Annotated in this window: 6 protein-coding genes; all 6 read right to left on the bottom strand. The window is 62.6% G+C overall.

Annotation, left to right across the window (positions count from 1 at the left end):
- Window positions 1-17 precede the first annotated feature (17 nt).
- The gene (locus HAHE_RS17080; RefSeq protein ID WP_338686124.1) at window positions 18-497 is read right to left on the bottom strand and encodes a low molecular weight protein arginine phosphatase; all 480 of its coding nucleotides are present in this window, start codon (window positions 495-497) and stop codon (window positions 18-20) included.
- A 48-nt stretch (window positions 498-545) separates the two neighbouring features.
- Entirely contained in the window at window positions 546-3,623 is a 3,078-nt protein-coding gene (locus HAHE_RS17075; protein WP_338686122.1) for a PQQ-dependent sugar dehydrogenase, read from the bottom strand.
- Window positions 3,624-3,669: 46 nt separating this feature from the next.
- Window positions 3,670-8,100, bottom strand: coding sequence for an Ig-like domain-containing protein (locus HAHE_RS17070; protein WP_338686121.1), 4,431 nt, complete (start codon window positions 8,098-8,100; stop codon window positions 3,670-3,672).
- 153 nt (window positions 8,101-8,253) lie between these two features.
- On the bottom strand, window positions 8,254-10,371 hold the full coding sequence (locus HAHE_RS17065; protein ID WP_338686120.1) for an ATP-dependent DNA helicase RecQ: 2,118 nt from the start codon (window positions 10,369-10,371) through the stop codon (window positions 8,254-8,256).
- 84 nt (window positions 10,372-10,455) lie between these two features.
- On the bottom strand, window positions 10,456-13,869 hold the full coding sequence (locus HAHE_RS17060) for a thrombospondin type 3 repeat-containing protein (RefSeq protein WP_338686119.1): 3,414 nt from the start codon (window positions 13,867-13,869) through the stop codon (window positions 10,456-10,458).
- 13 nt (window positions 13,870-13,882) lie between these two features.
- Window positions 13,883-17,320: a hypothetical protein gene (locus HAHE_RS17055; RefSeq protein ID WP_338686118.1), complete on the bottom strand. Its 3,438-nt coding sequence runs from the start codon at window positions 17,318-17,320 to the stop codon at window positions 13,883-13,885.
- Window positions 17,321-17,337 lie beyond the last annotated feature (17 nt).

Raw genomic sequence — 17,337 nt, 5'->3', positions numbered from 1 at the left:
ACGGATTCGGCCGATTCTCAGCCATTCCACGTCTGATCGATAAACTCGATCAGTTTTGGAATCGCGACATCCAGCGTGGCAGCCACATCCGCGTAGGCAGCCGGCCCCTGTCCGATCGGATCCGGGACGTCGCAGCCGATCCCTTTGCCGGGAATCTCGGCGAACTCGCAGGCGAGGAAGAACTTGTCCTCGTGGTCCGGGAACATCCCGAGCAACGCCTGCAGGTGGCTGTCGGTCATCGCGAACACATGGGTCGAACGCTCGATCATTCCCTCGCTCACAGGCTGACTCCGGAAGCCTTCGAGCGAGATCCCGCGGCTTCGGAGCACATCCTCGGTCTCGCGGCTGACCCGGCCGCCGGGGTAGGCAGCGACTCCGGCAGATGCGACCTCGAAATCTCCCCGCTCCTCGACAGCCTTGCGGAAAAGCCCCTCGGCCATCGGGCTCCGGCACGTGTTCCCGGTGCAGACGAAAAGGACGGATTTCTTGCCAGCCATGGCGTCCACCATGTTCACGCGGTCGCGAACGGTCAAGAGGTCCGAGTATCAGGGCGGGCTGAGAGTGACGCGAACCCGGCCGAACCGCTTGGATTCAGGTCCGGCGGTAGCGGCGTCCCAGACGGTGACTCTTTCCCACTCAGGGTCGACGACATCCACCGATGCCGTGCCTCCGGGACCGGACATGGCATCCGGATTACTGCCGAACTCGGCTTTGTAGACCAACTCCGGCGCGTTGCGTCGACGCAGGAACCGAATCCCGAGCCTACCCGCTGCAGCATCCCAAACACCCACCGGCATGCCGGACGGCGGAACCGCCAACGGCTCATCCGGGTGATGGTCAGCCAGCGTCGGATCGAGACCGAAAGCGAACTCGAGCAGCTTCGCGATCCCGTCCTGGTCCTCGTCAGCGAGTTGGGTCGCGGCGCTCCCATCAACGCCGTATCCGGCGCTCCAATCCGCGTAGTAAGTGGGACCGGAAATCACCAAGACCTCGGACGCATGGCTACCGAAACCGTCGGGATCCACAGCATTCCCCACCACCGAGATTTCAGCGACGGACGCCGTGGACTCAATCGTCGCAACGTAGTAGTAGCCACTCCCTCTCAACCCGATGACCGTTCCCCCCGATATCGACAGGTCCGCCGCATCGAAGTCCATCACGTCTTTGTCGAAAACCACCGTCACCTCGAAGGGTTGTCCGTCGAGGAACGCGGGGCCGGCGATGGAACACCTTGTCGGTCGCGCGCTGCCGCCATCCGCCAAAAACTCCGCACTCTCCAACCCGAGGATAAAACTTTCCAAGGCCGCCACCGCGGCATCGTCGGTCAGATTCTTCGCCAGCGGCGGCATCGCCTCACCGTTTCCCACGGCCGCAGAGCGCACATGGATTGCCGAAAGTGAGGGGTCGCCCGGAACCACGTAACGCCCGTCCGGCCCCAGCCAATAGAAACCCTCGATCTCCGCGTTGATAAGATTCTGTTCCGCGAGCGGCGTGCCCAAACGGGCGTCGAAGCCCTCGACCAGTCCCCCGGGTCGATGGCAATGCGCGCAGTTGGTATCCAGATAGGACCGAACGCGATGCTCAAGTGGAGCCGTCGGGTCTCCAAGTGGCCTTGCTTCGATGAAATCGGCGAGCTGATCCGACGTGAGTGTCACGTCGAATGCACCCAACCCGTTCAAGGTTTCCAACTGGTTCTCCGTCCGACCAGTCACCGGATAGAAGCAATGCCGGTTCAACGGCGCGGTTCGAAATCCCAGCGCTTGGCCGGATGCCTCGTTGTGGCAGAGAAGACAATCCGCACGTCCCGGATAGTCCCACGTGCGAGACTCGCTACCTCCTCCTGCCAACTCCACCGTGTAGGCCTCACTCACACCGGCGGACATCAGAACCGCATCCGTGCCTGCCTCGTTCCACTTGTAGGTCACGCCGTACTTTCCCCCGCCCTCGGTGCATACCAGAAAACGGGTCTCCAATCGCTTCATCACTGACGGGTCCGTCTCGTCCACCGGCACCTCGAAATGCTTTACGAACACGGTCCCCGCCGGAAACAGCCAAGGCCCATCCTCGGAGAATACAATCCTCTCACCGGCAGTATCCAGCGCACCGTCGTTCGGCAGGATCACCCAGCGCGACTTCACCGCGCCGTCGGACCACAAGGGACTGGCCACCTCGTAGGGAATCATCCCCGCCGACGGCTGGAGTGTCGTCAAATTGGAGAATACCCCGGTCTGCGACAGCAACCCGGGCGGCTCCGCCGTCACCCCGGCTGTCGCAAGTTTCAGGATCGTTCCCCCTCCCTGATTGGTCCCGGCGAGAATGGTCATGTAAACCTCGCCCGCGCTGTCAGTCGAAAAGCCGGAGATACCCACCTTGTTGCCGGTCGGAAGTCCGTTGAGCAACACTTCCTCACCGGCCAATTCGCCGCCCTCGTCGAGCTCGAGTGCTCGCACCCATCCAAAGGAATGCCCGGCAACCAGAACCTTGCCTCCAAGGTCCTCCGCCCACTTGGCTCCACGGTAACGCAGCCCGCCGATGATGCAATTTCCTGTCTCCCGTCCAAATGTGTAGAAGGGTTCCTGCTCGGTACCCAAAGGCGTGGACGGCACGGCTTTCGGACCGTTGAGCGTGCCCTCCTTGAAAGCCCATTGCGCGTTCGCCCCTTTGGAGATCCGGGTCAGCTCCTCCATGTCCTGCTGACCCACGTCCCCGATCCAGATGTCACCGGTCGGTTCATCGAAGTACATCGACTGAGGGCTGCGCAGTCCGATCGCATAAAACTCCTCGAGTATTCCGCCACCTGGATCTTGCCAAGGATTGTCATTCGGAATCCCGTAGCCTTGCGACGCGTTCGCCGGGTAATGCGAGAGGTAAAAGGAGAAGTCCGCGTTCCGCGGCTGGCGCCGGATCGGATGGGACTTCAGCGGGTCGTTGTCGACATCGATCCGCAGCACTCCGCCGAATAAACCCCGATCGATTCGCTGCGACGTGTTGTGGTAGTCCCAGCCCGAACCACCGTCACCATTGACGAGGTAGAGAAAGCCGTCGGTCCCGAAGAACATCCCTCCCCCGTTGTGCCAGCCGTGCGGATCATACTGATTGATCAGGTTGAACTCGCTCGTCGGCTCGACCGTTCCAGTCGAGAAGTTCCACTCGAAACGCGATACCCTCCAGTAGGTCGAGTTGTCTGAGTTCCGAAGGAGGTTCCGTTTGTTGTAGCACACGAACACCCAATTCTCAGCGGTCGCACCCGGGACACCGAAGTCCGGGTGGAAGACCATGCTGTAAAAGCCCATATCCCCTGCCCGCCGCGTCTCGTTCCGCCAGTCGAGCACCTCGACCACCTCCGCAGGCGTCACATCCGGATCATTCGGAAATCGCCACATCTGCCCGTTCTTGCACACCAACAATAGCTGCCCCGGCAGTCCCGGAATCTCGGACAGACGCATCGGATCAACGAAAGCAAGGTTGGGAAAGGCGTTAACCGCAGCCCATCCTGTCGCACTTCCCGGACTCGCTGACGGAAAGACACCGTTGACGAAGGGACCCACCGGCACGGGGTTGTCGAGGCCGCCTCCGCAGGCGGCTCCGCAACTTAGGATCAGTGCCGCAATGATGATTCGCACGATGCCGTGCTAGCCGAGAACCGGACGCCCCTCAAGAAAACGACGGTTACGGTGACAGCGTGACCCGCACTCGCCCAAAACGGCGCGCGGCTGTTCCTACGGTCTCGGTATCCGAAACCGTGACCCGTTCCCAGTCCGCATCGACGATGTCCACGCTCGGCGGCCCCGTGGCGACCTCGAAGCCCGAAAGTCCATTGCCGAACTCCGGCACGTAGGTGAGGCCCGATTGCCCCCGGCGCCTAAGGAAAACCATCTGCAGCCGGCCACCCGGGCCCGATTCGGTCAACTCCACTCGCGGAAATCCGGACGGAGGGATTAAACCGTCGTCGATCCGGTAGTCGGCCACAGCGGGATCAAGGCCGAAGGCGAACTCCAGCAACTTCACGACTCCGTCGCCATCCTCGTCGGCCAGGAGGGTGGCCTCCGACGGATCGACACCCGCCGCGATCGCCCACTGCTGGTAGGCGGAAAGAACCACAACGCTGTAGGGATTGGAGGCATGATTCCCCTGCCCCTCGGAATCCGTGACAACATTCTCGGGCAACAGAATGGTCACCGCACCCGGCACCGGAGCCACCTCCACCGACCACAGCGAACCTCCACCCGCCAGCGAGGTGACCGCGCCTCCGCTGATTTGGAAATCGGCGGGAGTCAGGCCGGTCACCGGCTCCGAAAACTCCAACAGGGCCGTGAAAGGGCCATCAAGCGGCCCGGCCGGACCGGCGAGCATGGAAAGCGGGCGCACGCTTTCGAGCCAGATCGTATCGATTCTCGTCCCATCGTCCCGGGCATACAACTCCATCACATGGGCACCCGCCGATAGCGTGAACACGCTCGGATTGCTCAGCGGCTGCCGCGTGCTGTTGGCGATATCGAGATGGAAGAGCCCGGTTCCCACGTTGCCATCCTGATTGGTGTGCCAAGGGTCCGGGGCGGCCTCACCATCGAACCCGAGGTAGAACGAATCGCTGCTGGCATCGTCCGAGCGGGTCATACCCCGCACACGATAGTCACCGGCACGGGGAACCACCGGATTGAATGTCACCTTGAGGCCGGGATCATAGGCAAACCCGGTTCGCAACCCCTGCGGCGTCCACAGGTAGGCGCCAGCACTGGCTGACGGGTCGGAAACCACCTCAAAACCCGCAACGATATCCGCCGACTCCGCCTCGAACCACAGCCGTTGGCTGAGGTAGAGGGTCGAGACCGAAGCTCCGGCACCCATCACGTTTCCAACCAAATCGATCACCGAGCCGGGAAGGATCTCGACCGTCACCCCACCCTCGCTGACGGGAGTGACGGTCAACCGGTAATCGAAGCCGACCGGCACGATCGAATCGAGTGTGCCGTTGGTCACCGCCAAGTCGGACATCTCCAAACCGGTCACCTCTTCCCCGAATCCAAGCAGGACTTCGAATGCTCCGGACACCTGACTTGGCACGCCGCTGAAGCTCGGCACGGGAGGCAGCGTGTCGACGAAGCCGACGGTTAGAATATTCGACGCGAAGCTGCCCTCTCCTTCCGGATCCACCGCGTCCCCGACAACTTGCACCGAAACCTCCGGCGAGGAAGGGAGGACAGTGGCCACGTAGTAGTAACCCGCCCCGCGGATATCCATGACCGATCCGCCCGTCACCGAAACATCGCCGGCGTCGAAGTCGTCGACATCCATATCGAAAACCACGGTAACTTCGAAAGTTCCGCCAACCGTCCCCGACGGCCCCGCGAGTGAAGATCTTGCGGGGCGCCTCCCCACGAGATCGTCGAAGCGCCGCGTCGCCCCGTCATTCGCCCATGTCCCCGAGTCCATCAGCGTCCATGTGGATCCGTCAGAGCTATGATGAACCTCGTAGTTCGCGATCCTACCATTTGCCGCAGCCTGACGCGGAACATACTCATAGCCTCCGACTTCCTGAAGCGAACCCAGATCGAGCGTCAAATGGTGCGGCATCGGGTCCTCGTCCGCCCCCCATTGGGTATGCCAGATCGTCGCCGGATCACCGTCCACCGCGAAGTCCGCGGGCGTGTATTCGTCCGCCAATTCTTCCGAGTCAAAGTCGTGAACCGACACCGGAACCGCCACACCCGACGCGTCGAGCACCCGCAACTCCGCGACCGAGGTCCATGGGTTCCCATTCACTTCGGACAGCGCCGTCAGCCGGACGTAGCGGGCGATTGGCGCCGGCACCGGTTCGAAATCGGGGGGATTCAACCCGCTGATGTATTCCGCCACCGTTGCAACCGCTTGGTCGTCCGCCACATTTTTTGCCAGAGGCGGCATCGCATCCCCGTCGCCAACGGCTGCGAGCCGCACATGCACGGCCGAGAGCGAAGGGTCCCCCGCGCGGATGTAGCGGCCGTCGGGCCCGAGATAGAAAAACCCCTCGATCAACCCGTCCACGAGGTTCTGCTGGTGAAGCGGTGTGGCAAGTCGGGCGTCGAATCCCGACACCTGACCGCCCGGCCGGTGGCAATGGGAGCAGTTGGCATCAAGATAGGACCTCACTCGGTGCTCAAGTGGAGCGCTTCCGTCATCCAACGGACGGGCCTCGATGAAATCCCGCAACTCCTGCTCACCGAGGGTCCGGTCGAACATTCCCAGCGCGTTCAAGGTCACCAACTGGTTGGCCGTCCGCCCCGTCGAATCGTAGTCGAAGTTCCGGTTCAATTGGTGGGTTCGGAAACCGAGTGCCTGCCCCGCCGCATCGTTGTGGCAGATCATGCAGTCCGCCCGCGAGGGGTAGTCCCAAGAGCGCGTCTCGGTTCCACCACCCTCCAATACCACGTCGTATGCCTCCGAAAGCCCTCCAGTCAAAAGCTCCGCATCGGTTCCAGCCGTGTTCCACTTGTAGGTCACACCGTACTTCCCGCCGCCCTCGGTGCAGACGAGCAAGCGGGTCTCGAGGCGTTTCATCACTCCGGGCGCCGTTTCCACCTCGAAGTGCTTCACAAAGACGGTTCCCGCCGGAAACACCCAGTTGTCCGAACCACTGAACGCGATGTCTTCCGCAGCCGTGTCATGGGATCCGTCATTGGGCAGGATGATCCAACGTCGTTTCGCCGCAGCGTCCGACCAAAGCGGACTCGCGACATCATAGGGAATCACGCCGGGTTCCACCTCGAGTGTCGACAGATCGGAGAACACCCCCGTTTGCGACAGCCACTGAGGAGGCTCGGTCGACAAGCCCTGCGCCTCCAGCTTCATGATCGTCCCTCCCGGCACATCGGTTCCCGCCAGATTCATCAGGTAAATTTCACCCGCGGCGTCCGTGCAGAAATTTCCTAGCCCCGCCTTCGCCCCGGTATCGAATCCCTCAATGATCAGATCGACGCTCGGCGAGCCGACATCCGGATCCATGGTCCAGACACGCCCGCGCACATGATCGCCGAAGATCACCTTGCCGCCGAGCTGCTCGTTCCATCGCGCCCCGCGATAGCGCATTCCACCGATGATGCAGGTTCCGGTGCCACGATCGTAGTCGTGATCCGGAGGCTGTGGCGTTCCGATGAGGCTGGCAGGCTGTGCCTTCGGGCCTGCTGAAAGACCTTCACGATACGCCCACTGGGCGTTCGAGCCTGACGTCACCCGGGTCATCTCCTCCTTGGTGCCTTGGCCGACATCGCCGATCCAGATGTCACCGGTCACGGAGTCGAAATGCATCGAGTGCGGGCTCCTCAAACCGATCGCGTAGAACTCTTCGAGAACCCCACCCGCAGGGTCGAGCCAGGGGTTGTCGTTGGGGATGCCGTAACCCTGGGTCGAACTCGCCGGCCAATTCGCACCGGTCGGCTTGGCCCACGCCGGATCTTCGGTCGGCTGGCGACGAATCGGGTGTGACTTGGCCGGATCGTTGTCGACGTCGATGCGGAACACCCCGCTGAAGAATCCTTGGTCGATCCGTTGGGAGTTGCCGTAGGCATCACCCGATCCCCCTCCGTCCCCGCACGAGATGTAGAGAAATCCGTCGTCGCCGAAAAACATCGCCCCGCCGTTGTGCCAGCTCTGGGGATCGTACTGGTTGATTAGTACTTCCTCGCTCGCCGGATTGAGGGTTCCCGATCCCGACAACCACGTGAACCGGGAGACACGCCAATAGGTCCGGTTGTTGTCGTCCACCCCCGGGACCGGGCGGTAGTTGTAGCATACGAAGACCGAGAACTCGCCAGCTTCACCGGCTTGACCGAAGTTCGGATGGCAGACCGCACTGTAAAATCCCTGGTCCCCCGACGTCTCGGTCGAGGCCCGCCAATCCAGCACCTCAACCACCTCACTCTGAATTACCGTCGGGTCGTTGGCGAAACGCCAGAGCTGGCCATTCTTTCCAACAAGCAGCCACTCGCCTGTTCCGGGAATCTCGGTCATGGAGAGCGGATCGACAAAAGTCAGATTGGTGAACGCGTTCACCACTTCCCAACCGGTCGCGGTCCCCGGTGCCGTGGTCGGCAGCAAGCCGTTGATGTAAGCCCCGATCGCCACCGGCGAATCCAACCCTCCTTGCTGGGCAAAAGAACATCCGATGCCAAAAATCGACACAATGCTCATTTTAATAGCCCGAAACATTCTTATCATCTACCCGCTCTCTTTGCGGGAAGCAAGGTGCAAACCTGACACCACCCGCTTCCGGCGCTCCTAATTTGCAGCCTTCCAGTCCTTCAACACTGCAAGGAAGCCGCGCAGGTAACGCTGGGCCTTGACCTCTCCGATCCCCGGCACCGAGAGCGCCTCATCGAGACTCCGCGGCTGGTAGCGAGCGAGCGCCTCCAGCGTGCGATTGTTGAAAACGACATATGGCGGCACCCCTTCGGCCTTCGCCACCTTGGTTCGGACATCACGAAGGGCGCTGTAGAGCGCGGGATCGAATCCACGGTCCTCCAGATCGGCGGAAGCCACCGCCCCGACGCCCCGTTCGGGCCACGACATCCGGTAGTTCCGGCCACCCTGCATCACCCGCTCGCCCCGGTCGCTCAGGGTCAGCAAGGGATACTCGCCGGCCTCGGTCCGAACCAGACCCGCGTCACCCATCGCCCGGAACAGCGCATTCAGATACCCGCTGCCCTGATCCTTGAGCAGTCCGTAAGTGCTGAGTTGGTCGAGCCCTGCAGCCACCACCTCCTGGGAACGGCTGCCCATGAGCATCATGACAATCTTGCCGCGGCCGAACTTCCCTTCCCAGCCGGACGATGTTTTCCGCGACATCCTCGCGACTCCGCTCAGCGCCTTGCGGACGATGAGGTGCTCTTCATCCGTGGGTTCCCGGTCGTCACCACCATCATCCCGGCAGACATCACACGTGCCGCAGGTTTCCGCATCCTCCTCGCCGAAGTACTCGAGAATCCACTGCTGTCGACAGCTGCGCGCGTAGCACATCTCGACCATGGCCTTCAGTTTCTCGCGGTCGCGCCGTTCCTTCTCTTCCAGCGCCTCTTCGTTGAGGTCGAGGGACTCGGGGAAAACGTCGGGCTTGCGCAGCCGGGTTCCCCGCATCCTCTTGCCGGGGACATCGAATCGCTCGATGTACCCGGACCGTGCCAACGACGCGAGAGCGCTGCTGACCGCCATCGAATTCTTCAGACCGGATCCATCGGTGATGTCCTCAATGCTTCGATGAAGCTCATGGTCCCCGTCGGCGGCGTCGAGAAGGAAGCGGTAGACATCCCTTATCGCCTGCGCCCCGGGATTCGCGCCTTCGATGAAAAACTCCTGAGTACGGGTGTCGGCGTAGTTGAAAAGCAGCTCGCAAACCGCGGCTTCACCATCCCGTCCGGCACGACCCGCTTCCTGATAATACGCCTCGATGCTGCCGGGCACCTCGTAGTGGATCACGAACCGGACATCCGCCCGGTCGATCCCCATCCCGAACGCGTTCGTAGCCACCGCCACATCGGCTTCGCGACGGAGGAAGACATTCTGCGCCTCTTCCCGTTCGGAGTCGCTCATTCCTCCGTGGTAGGCGATCACCCGCATGCCCCACGACGCCAGCGTCTCGCTCACCTCCTCAACCTTCTTACGGGTGGCACAGTAGATGATTCCCGTCTTGTGAACGCCGACCACCTCGCGCAGCCGCGCCAGCTTCTGTGCCTTCTTGTCGACTGCGGTAATCGCAAGCGAAAGGTTCGGCCGCGAGAATCCGCTGACCACTTCGAAGGGGTTCTCCAGCCCCAGAACCTCAAGAATGTCCGCGCGAACCGCGGGCGTCGCCGTCGCCGTCAACGCCACACATTGCGGCTTCCCGATCTTCCGCAGCGCCTTGCCGAGACGCAGGTAGTCGGGGCGGAAATCGTGGCCCCACTGGCTCAGGCAGTGAGCTTCATCGACCGCGAACAAGGAGACCTCCACCCCCTCGAGGGCCCGTAGAAACGACTCCGCCCGGAAACGTTCGGGCGCGACATAGACGAGCTTGTAGCGGCCGTCACGCATCCCGTTGAGCCGATCCTTCTGCTCCTCCCAAGCAACGGTGGAGTTGATCAGGGTTGCCGGAATCTCCTTGGCGACCAAGGCGTCCACTTGGTCCTTCATCAGCGCGATCAGCGGAGAAACGACCAAGGTGACTCCTTCGAAGCAGAGCGCCGGGAGCTGGTAGCAGAGCGACTTGCCACCGCCGGTCGGCATCACCACGAGCCCGTCGCGACCACTGGTGATTTGCTCGATCACCCGGTCCTGGCCGTCAAGGAAGCCGGAGTGCCCGAAGTGGCTTTCGAGAGCCTCGACCGGTTGCCGGATCAGTTTTTTCGTCAGCGCCGCAGACACGAATACTGTTCAAATGAATAAAAGCAACGCGCCCGCGTCAAGGCTCACCTCGACGCACTCGACTAACGGTCGCTCCCGCACCGGTCAGTTCTCCGGCAATGCCAGCCGGACGCGGTAGAAATGCGCGACCTGTGCCGGCGGCACCGGCGGCAGGGTGATCAGGTACAGTCCGCCACCCAACGGAGTGATCACCGCACCGGGGATCTCGACGAAGCTACCGGGACTCAAGTCGGGCGATCCCTCGACGATGAAGTCCATCTGCTCGAAGTATTCCTCCGGCCAAGCGAACTCGATCTCGAACACTCCACCCCCGGCAGCCTCGATGCTGAGAGCTGGTGGCGAGAGGTCGGCCGGCGAACTCGGCGGATCGTCGCCTCCCCTCGGGTCGGTTCCGGCAAGGTAGTGTTCCAGCAGCGTGAAGTTCGAGGCCGCGGGGACCGAGTAGGGATCATTGCCAGTCGACCCGAAGAAGAAGCGCTCCCATTCGTCGTCGAGCAGGTTCGCGTCCTGATCGCGTGCGCTTTCCTTCGGCAGAGAGTTGTAAACGAGCGCCGTGACTTCCATCGCCGGATAACCGGTCGGCGAAGTCACATCGACGAAGCCCTGCACGGTCAGGGTCGTGCCCTCGACCACTCCGATCCCCTGCTCGAAAAGGAACGGCTCACCCGTCGGGCGGAGTAGGGCGACGGGTGTCGCGCCCGGTTGCCGGATGGCGACACCAGGCGGCTCGACGCCTTGCGCAGCCACCTCGACCGCCCACGATTCGACAGGGCGGTAGGGCTGGCCGGAAAGCCCTCGGATCTCGGCGATCGCGGTCTCCGCATCGGTCAGGATCGGGTCGGTAACCACCCCGGAGTAGCTGGCAGGAAAACCAAGACCCTCGATCCAGTCGCGCAGCACCCGGAACGGACTCTCAAGCCCCGGCGAGCTGTCGGAATTCGCGATGTGGAAGGCATAGATCGCGTCCGCCGCCGAGCGGAGAGCGTCACGCGTCGTAGAGACGGTTTCGACTTCGGCCTCCACCAGATCGCGGAGCGCCGAGAAATCGTAACCGAGCGAGGCAAGGCCGGAAATCATCGGACGGTCGAGCGGAAGACGCCCCGCATCCTGACTCCGCCACGGGAAAATACCGAACTCAGGCAGCGTCGGGACCGGAGCTCCGAGAAGGCCTTCGGCGACAAGCCGGTCGTAGATCATCGCTTCGCAGAGAATCGCCATCGCTGAATGCTCCGGAAAAATCTCCGTCAGTTCGCTGACGGGTGACCACGTGCTGTAGGCCGCTTGAGCCGCAGCGATCCAACCCGCCGCATCGGCGGACGAATTCGCGCCGCTCGGCGTGAAGCCGATCACCGGTCCGGAGGGCGACGGAATGCCCACCAGACGGATCATCTCGCGACCGGTTCGCGGAGGATTCACGCCGGTGCCGACATCGAAGAAGATCGGACTCGCCAGTGCCGCCCATTCCGTCTGGGCCGGGCTGCTGTTCGACACGGGCTCCGCGGCACGGATGCTACCGAGGGTCGGATGGGTCAGCGACTCGACTTCGTCGCGAGCCAGCAAAGCACCTGCCATATCATGCGCCTCAATGGCTTCTCCGTTGGAAATCCGTGCGGTCGGTGTGTGGTTGCCCGCGGTTGCCAGCCAACGCACCCCTTCACCCTGCGGGATCGGATTCCGTGGCGAGGGAATGCTCGAGTCATCGGTCGGATCGGTTCCGGCCAGGATCTCCTCAAGATCGGACGCTCCGTCGCCGTCGCTGTCGGCACCACCGAACGGATCCAGACCTCGCTCGGCCTCCACGTAGTCCGGCACCCCGTCGGAGTCGGAATCCGTTCCGTTGAGCCCACCGACCGGAATCGTCCAGGTCCGCGAGGTGATCGGACCGCTGTCTCCCGTGATCTGGTCTTCCAGATAGAAATACCAAGTCGAGGAATACGGAACCGAAAGCCCCCCGCTCCAGTCCTGCCACGGACTGCCCGGATCGCTCTTGCGATACTTGAGCACGTAGCGTTCGGCATCGAACAAAGCGCTCACCTCGACCGTCGTGGGCGAGGATCCGCCCGGAGGATTGATGATTAGCGACGGGGTGGAGATCAGATCGTTGGAACGCAGGGCCGAGATACTGAGATACGGCTCGTGCTGGTTGCTGAGCAGATAGCCAGAGCCCCCCGGTGCCGTGAAGCCTCTCGCTCCGGGCGAACCCAGGCCAAGCGTGGTGGATCCGTAGGTTTCCCCAGTGATGCTTGGTGGGAACGGAGATGAGGTGGAACCGGTCGTCCAGTCCGGCTGGATCTCCAGGCCGAGCAGAGACGCGGTCTCGGTCAGGAATGGTTCGCTGTCGAAGTAGAAGATCGTGGCGAAGTCCGTCTGGTTGCTCAGCGGCTTGGGCAAACTGCCTGCATCGGCCACCCCCCATCGGGTTCCGGTCCAGACGTGGCTTTCGAACGCCGATGACGGACCGCCACCTGCCTTTCCGTCGAGTTGCACCAATCCCACGCCGTCGACCGGAACCAAGGCATTGATCTGCAAACCTGCGGCGGTCGGCTGGAATCCCGCCTCGACACTCAGCGTCTTGCCCGTGAACACGCGCACCCAGACCGCCTCCGAACCGTCACGGGAAACGGCCAGGAAGCCGTCGGGCGCACCCGGGACCTCGACTCGCTGGATCGAGCCGATGCCGCCCGACAAAATCAGCTTTGGTTCCCCGGTGAGGGTGAGCGCACTGCCGGCACCAATGCCTCCATTCAGGGTATAGAGAAGGACCGTTGTCCCACCCGTTTGCCATGCGACGACCATGGTCCGTCCGTCTTCTCCGATCACGCTGCTCGCGATCTGCCAGTCACCTGCAATCGTATCCTGAATGGCGAAACTTACCGCTCCACCGCCACGATAGCTGAGAAAGAGCTTGGTGCTCGTGCTGACGATCCGGCCGACCGCCATGCGGTCGCCACCGAGGGTCTCGAACAGCGGCTCCAGCTGATCGATCGGGGCGAAGCCGCTCGACTGGGCAAGCGGCACTCCACCTGCCGGAATGTCTTCAACCGCATCCAGCCAGGCACCCGCGCCACCGCCCGCCAGGTTCGATCCGATCAGCAGTTCCGGCCCGGAGGTATCGATCTCACAAATCGCGGCCGGGCCGACGTGAGGAGGCGTCATCGAGCCGAGCGTCAACGCGGGGTCGTCGATTTCCACCGTCACGATCCGGTTCGCCCACGGGTTGGTCAGCGCGAGCAACTCGCCGGAATTGCCATCGAGCGAACCCGCCACATCACTGACATCCGATAGGTAGGTTCGAACAACCGGCGACCATGTCAGACGCCCGCCCGGGTCACTCTGCGCGAATCGGAGTTGGCCGGTTGCCTCGTCGATGACGACCAGTCCCTGTGCCTCGGTCGGCAGGCACCATTCGCCGGAAATCAGCTTGGTCGCCGGCATCGACAGCGCGACGGAACCCAAACCGAAAGCGAAGGCCGTGATGATTTTGATTGGAGATTTCATCCGCTGTATCGGGTCAGGGGTTCACGACATTGGTGGGGATCACCCGCGAGATCTCACCGGTATCCTTGTCAAAGCACACGATCAGATACCGGTAACTGGCGTCCTTGATGTAAGGCATCGGATCGATCCAGAAAATCAGCCCGTCCTTGCCCTCGAGATAAGGGGGCAGATCTGTCCCGGTCCCGGCGGAAACCGTGATCGGCTGGCTGTTGGGTCCGTAGAGCCCTCCGACCGCGATCGGGACTCCACCACTACGGATCCGCGGGAATCGGAAGAACGGATCCTGCACTCGCGCCCTGTTCCCGGATCCGTCGGGCTTGGGCTCGATCTTATAGACCATCCGATCGATCAAAGGTGAAACCTGCACGAGGTTCGGCACCGCTTCGGGAAACTCGCTGTTGGGAACCTGGTAGCGATACACCGTGAACGGAGCGAGCGGCAGCAACTGGGATGTCCACTTGCCGCCCTGCGACCGATACTTGAACAGGTGCTCGATCGGAGTCGGAGATTCGGGGAAGAATCCGGTCTCTCCCTTCCCCTCGAATGCCTCACTCTGATTCAAGAATGCACCGAAGATGATTCCACCGGCACCTCCGAGATCCGGATCCGTGACCTCTGTTGCGAGATAGGGGCCCTCGCCCTTGCCATAGTCCGAGACCAGCACCCCGGTGTTCTGCAGACTCGGAAGCGGCCGGGCCGGCCACGGGATCACCGGCTGCGGAGCCGGGTCGGGAGTGATCCAGATTGCCTCGACCTGGTTGCTCAGATCTCCCGAGCTCCGCTCACCGAACGGGCCGTCGCCGACCGCGCGCACCGCGAAGACGAGCTTCTGTCCGGTCGGAATCTCCACCAGCGTCGAGAACTCCGGACCTGCGCTGAAGGCAGGCGACGCAACCCGGCGGCTCTGATGGATTGCCACCTGCTTGCCCTCGAACTCGCCATCGAGCACCAGTGACTCCTCCGGATCTCCCAGCGGTGCGGAAATGGCCGTCCCGGAAATACCCGGATCGTCACTGGTCTCGGAGGCGACAAAGATCTCAAACCGCTCCACACCCACCGAGTCACAGAACCACGTCAGCAATGCGAAGGTCTCGTCGGAGGGGCCATTCTGCAGTTCGACTTCGGAAAGCATCGGCTGGGGAAGGTCGTCGCGCTTGATCCTCACGCACTTGATCCGCACCAGCGCGCTCGGATTGCCGTGCTGGTCGAAAACCTGGAAGTAGTAGCAGACGAGCGTGCCGGGTGCCGCAGGCAATGCGTCGTCATTCCACGGAGCCGGACTCGGCAAGCCCAGTCCTTCCTGCTTCGCGACCAGAGTCAGAGGCCCGTCATTCACCCGTCGGTAAACCCGCCACTCGCGCGCATCGGTCGGCAGCGCGATGAAGCCGGTGATCGCCTCGATCGTTCCGTCGAGGTTCAGGGGTTCGTGGATCGCGACGTCTTCCGGCAGCCCCGGCGCGCGGCCGCAGGGCCGGGTCGTGCTCGCGAGGTATTCATACATGTAGAACTCTCCTTTCGGATCCTCGACCCGGGTCGGAAGGCACAGTTGCGGTGTCCAGGCCCCTGCCGTGGTGCAGGCACGAATGCAAAGCACGATCCCGGTTCCGTCCTCACGACGGAAAATCGATTCGCTGACGTCGTCGTCGCCGAAGAGAACCATCCTCGACTCCAGCAAGACCGCTCCGGGAGTCCCCGCGGCATCAGGTCCCTTCACCTCGATCTCCGCACACTGGATCGCCTTGGAAGAGCGCGCGATGCGCACCCCGAACATCGGGTCGTCATCGGTGACTCCGAAGTCCGAACGGTTCTCCTCACTGAACCCGGCGCTATCGAGCGAAGGGGCATGACGACAGATCTCGACGTAGCCGCCCGGTTTGTTCGGGCCCGCGCGGTCGCGAAGGACACCATACACCGGAGATGAGTGCGCGCTGAAATTCTTAGCCGCACAAGAGGAGGTGTCTTCGGCGCGAACCGTGTACCAGAACGTCTTCGAAGCGTCGGCCGGCATCGCCGGAGCCCCGCCGCCGTCGTCGTGGAAATCCACGAACTCCGCACCCGGCACGTGATCGACGGTATCGATCCGGTTCTGGGCCGGATCGCCACCCGCCAGCAAGGCCTCGCGCGGATGCTTCCATCGGTAGACATGGTAGCGGCTCGCAGCTTCGTCGGGATCGTTCTCGTCCAGCTGCCGGATCCTCACGCGGAGGTGTTGCTCGCCATCAAGATTCTTCCAGTCGGCAGGAGCGACCACCCCTTCGAAGACATTCTCGACGCTGATGATTCCCGGAGGCAGGGGCGGCAAGCGGTCGCACATCACCACCCGCGTACCCGGCGAGACCTCACCGGGCCGACCGCAGACATCCCTCGCCGCAACATAGTAGTAGAACGTATCGCCATCCTCGAACGGGATCCCCCCCTTCGAGAGCCAGTTGTCGTCGGCGAAGTAGAAGTCCTCCTGGTTCGAAACGTCGGCGGCCTCGACCAACGTGAGCGGAGGATCGATCATGATCGGCAGTTCGTTCACCCTCGCGATGTCACCGGGACCGCAACCGGGAGGCAAAGCCGCGACACCGGTCAACAGATCCGTCAACTCCTTGCGGGGCGGCGGCGTCGCGATCCAACCGAGCGCGTTGGCGCACTCCTCACTCACACGGAAAAGGTCGAAGCCGAAGGTCGATGCCATCGCTCTCCGCAGGGTCGGATCCTGCCCCCACCGAAGCCTCGCATTCAGGTTGTCCTTGGGGCTGTGGACATACTTCGTCTGCTTCAATTCGTGTAGGACCTGAACCGGAGGTCCCGGCGGCGGCGGGAAAACAGGAGCGCCCGAGTCTACCTCCACCCGTCCGATCACCCGGATCACCTGGTCGGCGGCACCCAGCTCACGCACCTCAAAGGTCTGCACCGTTGCGGCCGGCATCGGAATCACGAAGCCATGCCCCAAGGCCAGCATCACGCCCGGATGTGCTCTCCCGAGAAGCAGCAACTGGTTGAGAAGTTGCGGATCCTCGGTCGCGGCGGCGATCAGGTATGACAGCTTCCCGGCTGCGCCCAAGCTCTCGTCCGGGCCGTTGCCGCCCCCGCTGCCGGTGACCGTGTCCATGTAGATGCCGGCGATGCGGTCGAACACGACCCCTCCATTGAAATCGACCTTCTCGCCCAGATGCAGCAATGCCCGGATGGTCTCCGGGTTCGCCTGCAGCGTCTGGATCCCGACGCGTTGGTAGGGCAAGCCCGATGCGATTCCTCCTTCCTTCCGGAACACGCCGAAGCGCATGCCGAGCGTGGTGGAAATGTCTCCCGGCTGCCAGAGGACGTAGGCGTGGGGTTTGCCATCCTTGGTGTAGGACGTGCCACTGGTCACCACCAACCGGTCGGTGTTCTGAGCAAGCCCGCCCGTCGGCAGCAACGCCGCGGCAACCACACACGCCATGCAATTTCTGAAAAGCTTCATCTGAAATTCGCTCCGAA

This window comes from Haloferula helveola (assembly GCF_037076345.1).
Taxonomy (GTDB): domain Bacteria; phylum Verrucomicrobiota; class Verrucomicrobiia; order Verrucomicrobiales; family Akkermansiaceae; genus Haloferula; species Haloferula helveola.
Note: the sequence above shows the minus strand (reverse complement) of the source record. Positions and strands in the feature narration are given on the sequence as shown.

Excerpts from the sequence above, each read along its gene's own strand:
- HAHE_RS17060 (WP_338686119.1), bottom strand. The coding sequence starts at position 13,869 with ATGAAATCTCCAATCAAAATCATCACGGCCTTCGCTTTCGGTTTGGGT.
- HAHE_RS17080 (WP_338686124.1), bottom strand. The coding sequence starts at position 497 with ATGGCTGGCAAGAAATCCGTCCTTTTCGTCTGCACCGGGAACACGTGC.
- HAHE_RS17055 (WP_338686118.1), bottom strand. The coding sequence starts at position 17,320 with ATGAAGCTTTTCAGAAATTGCATGGCGTGTGTGGTTGCCGCGGCGTTG.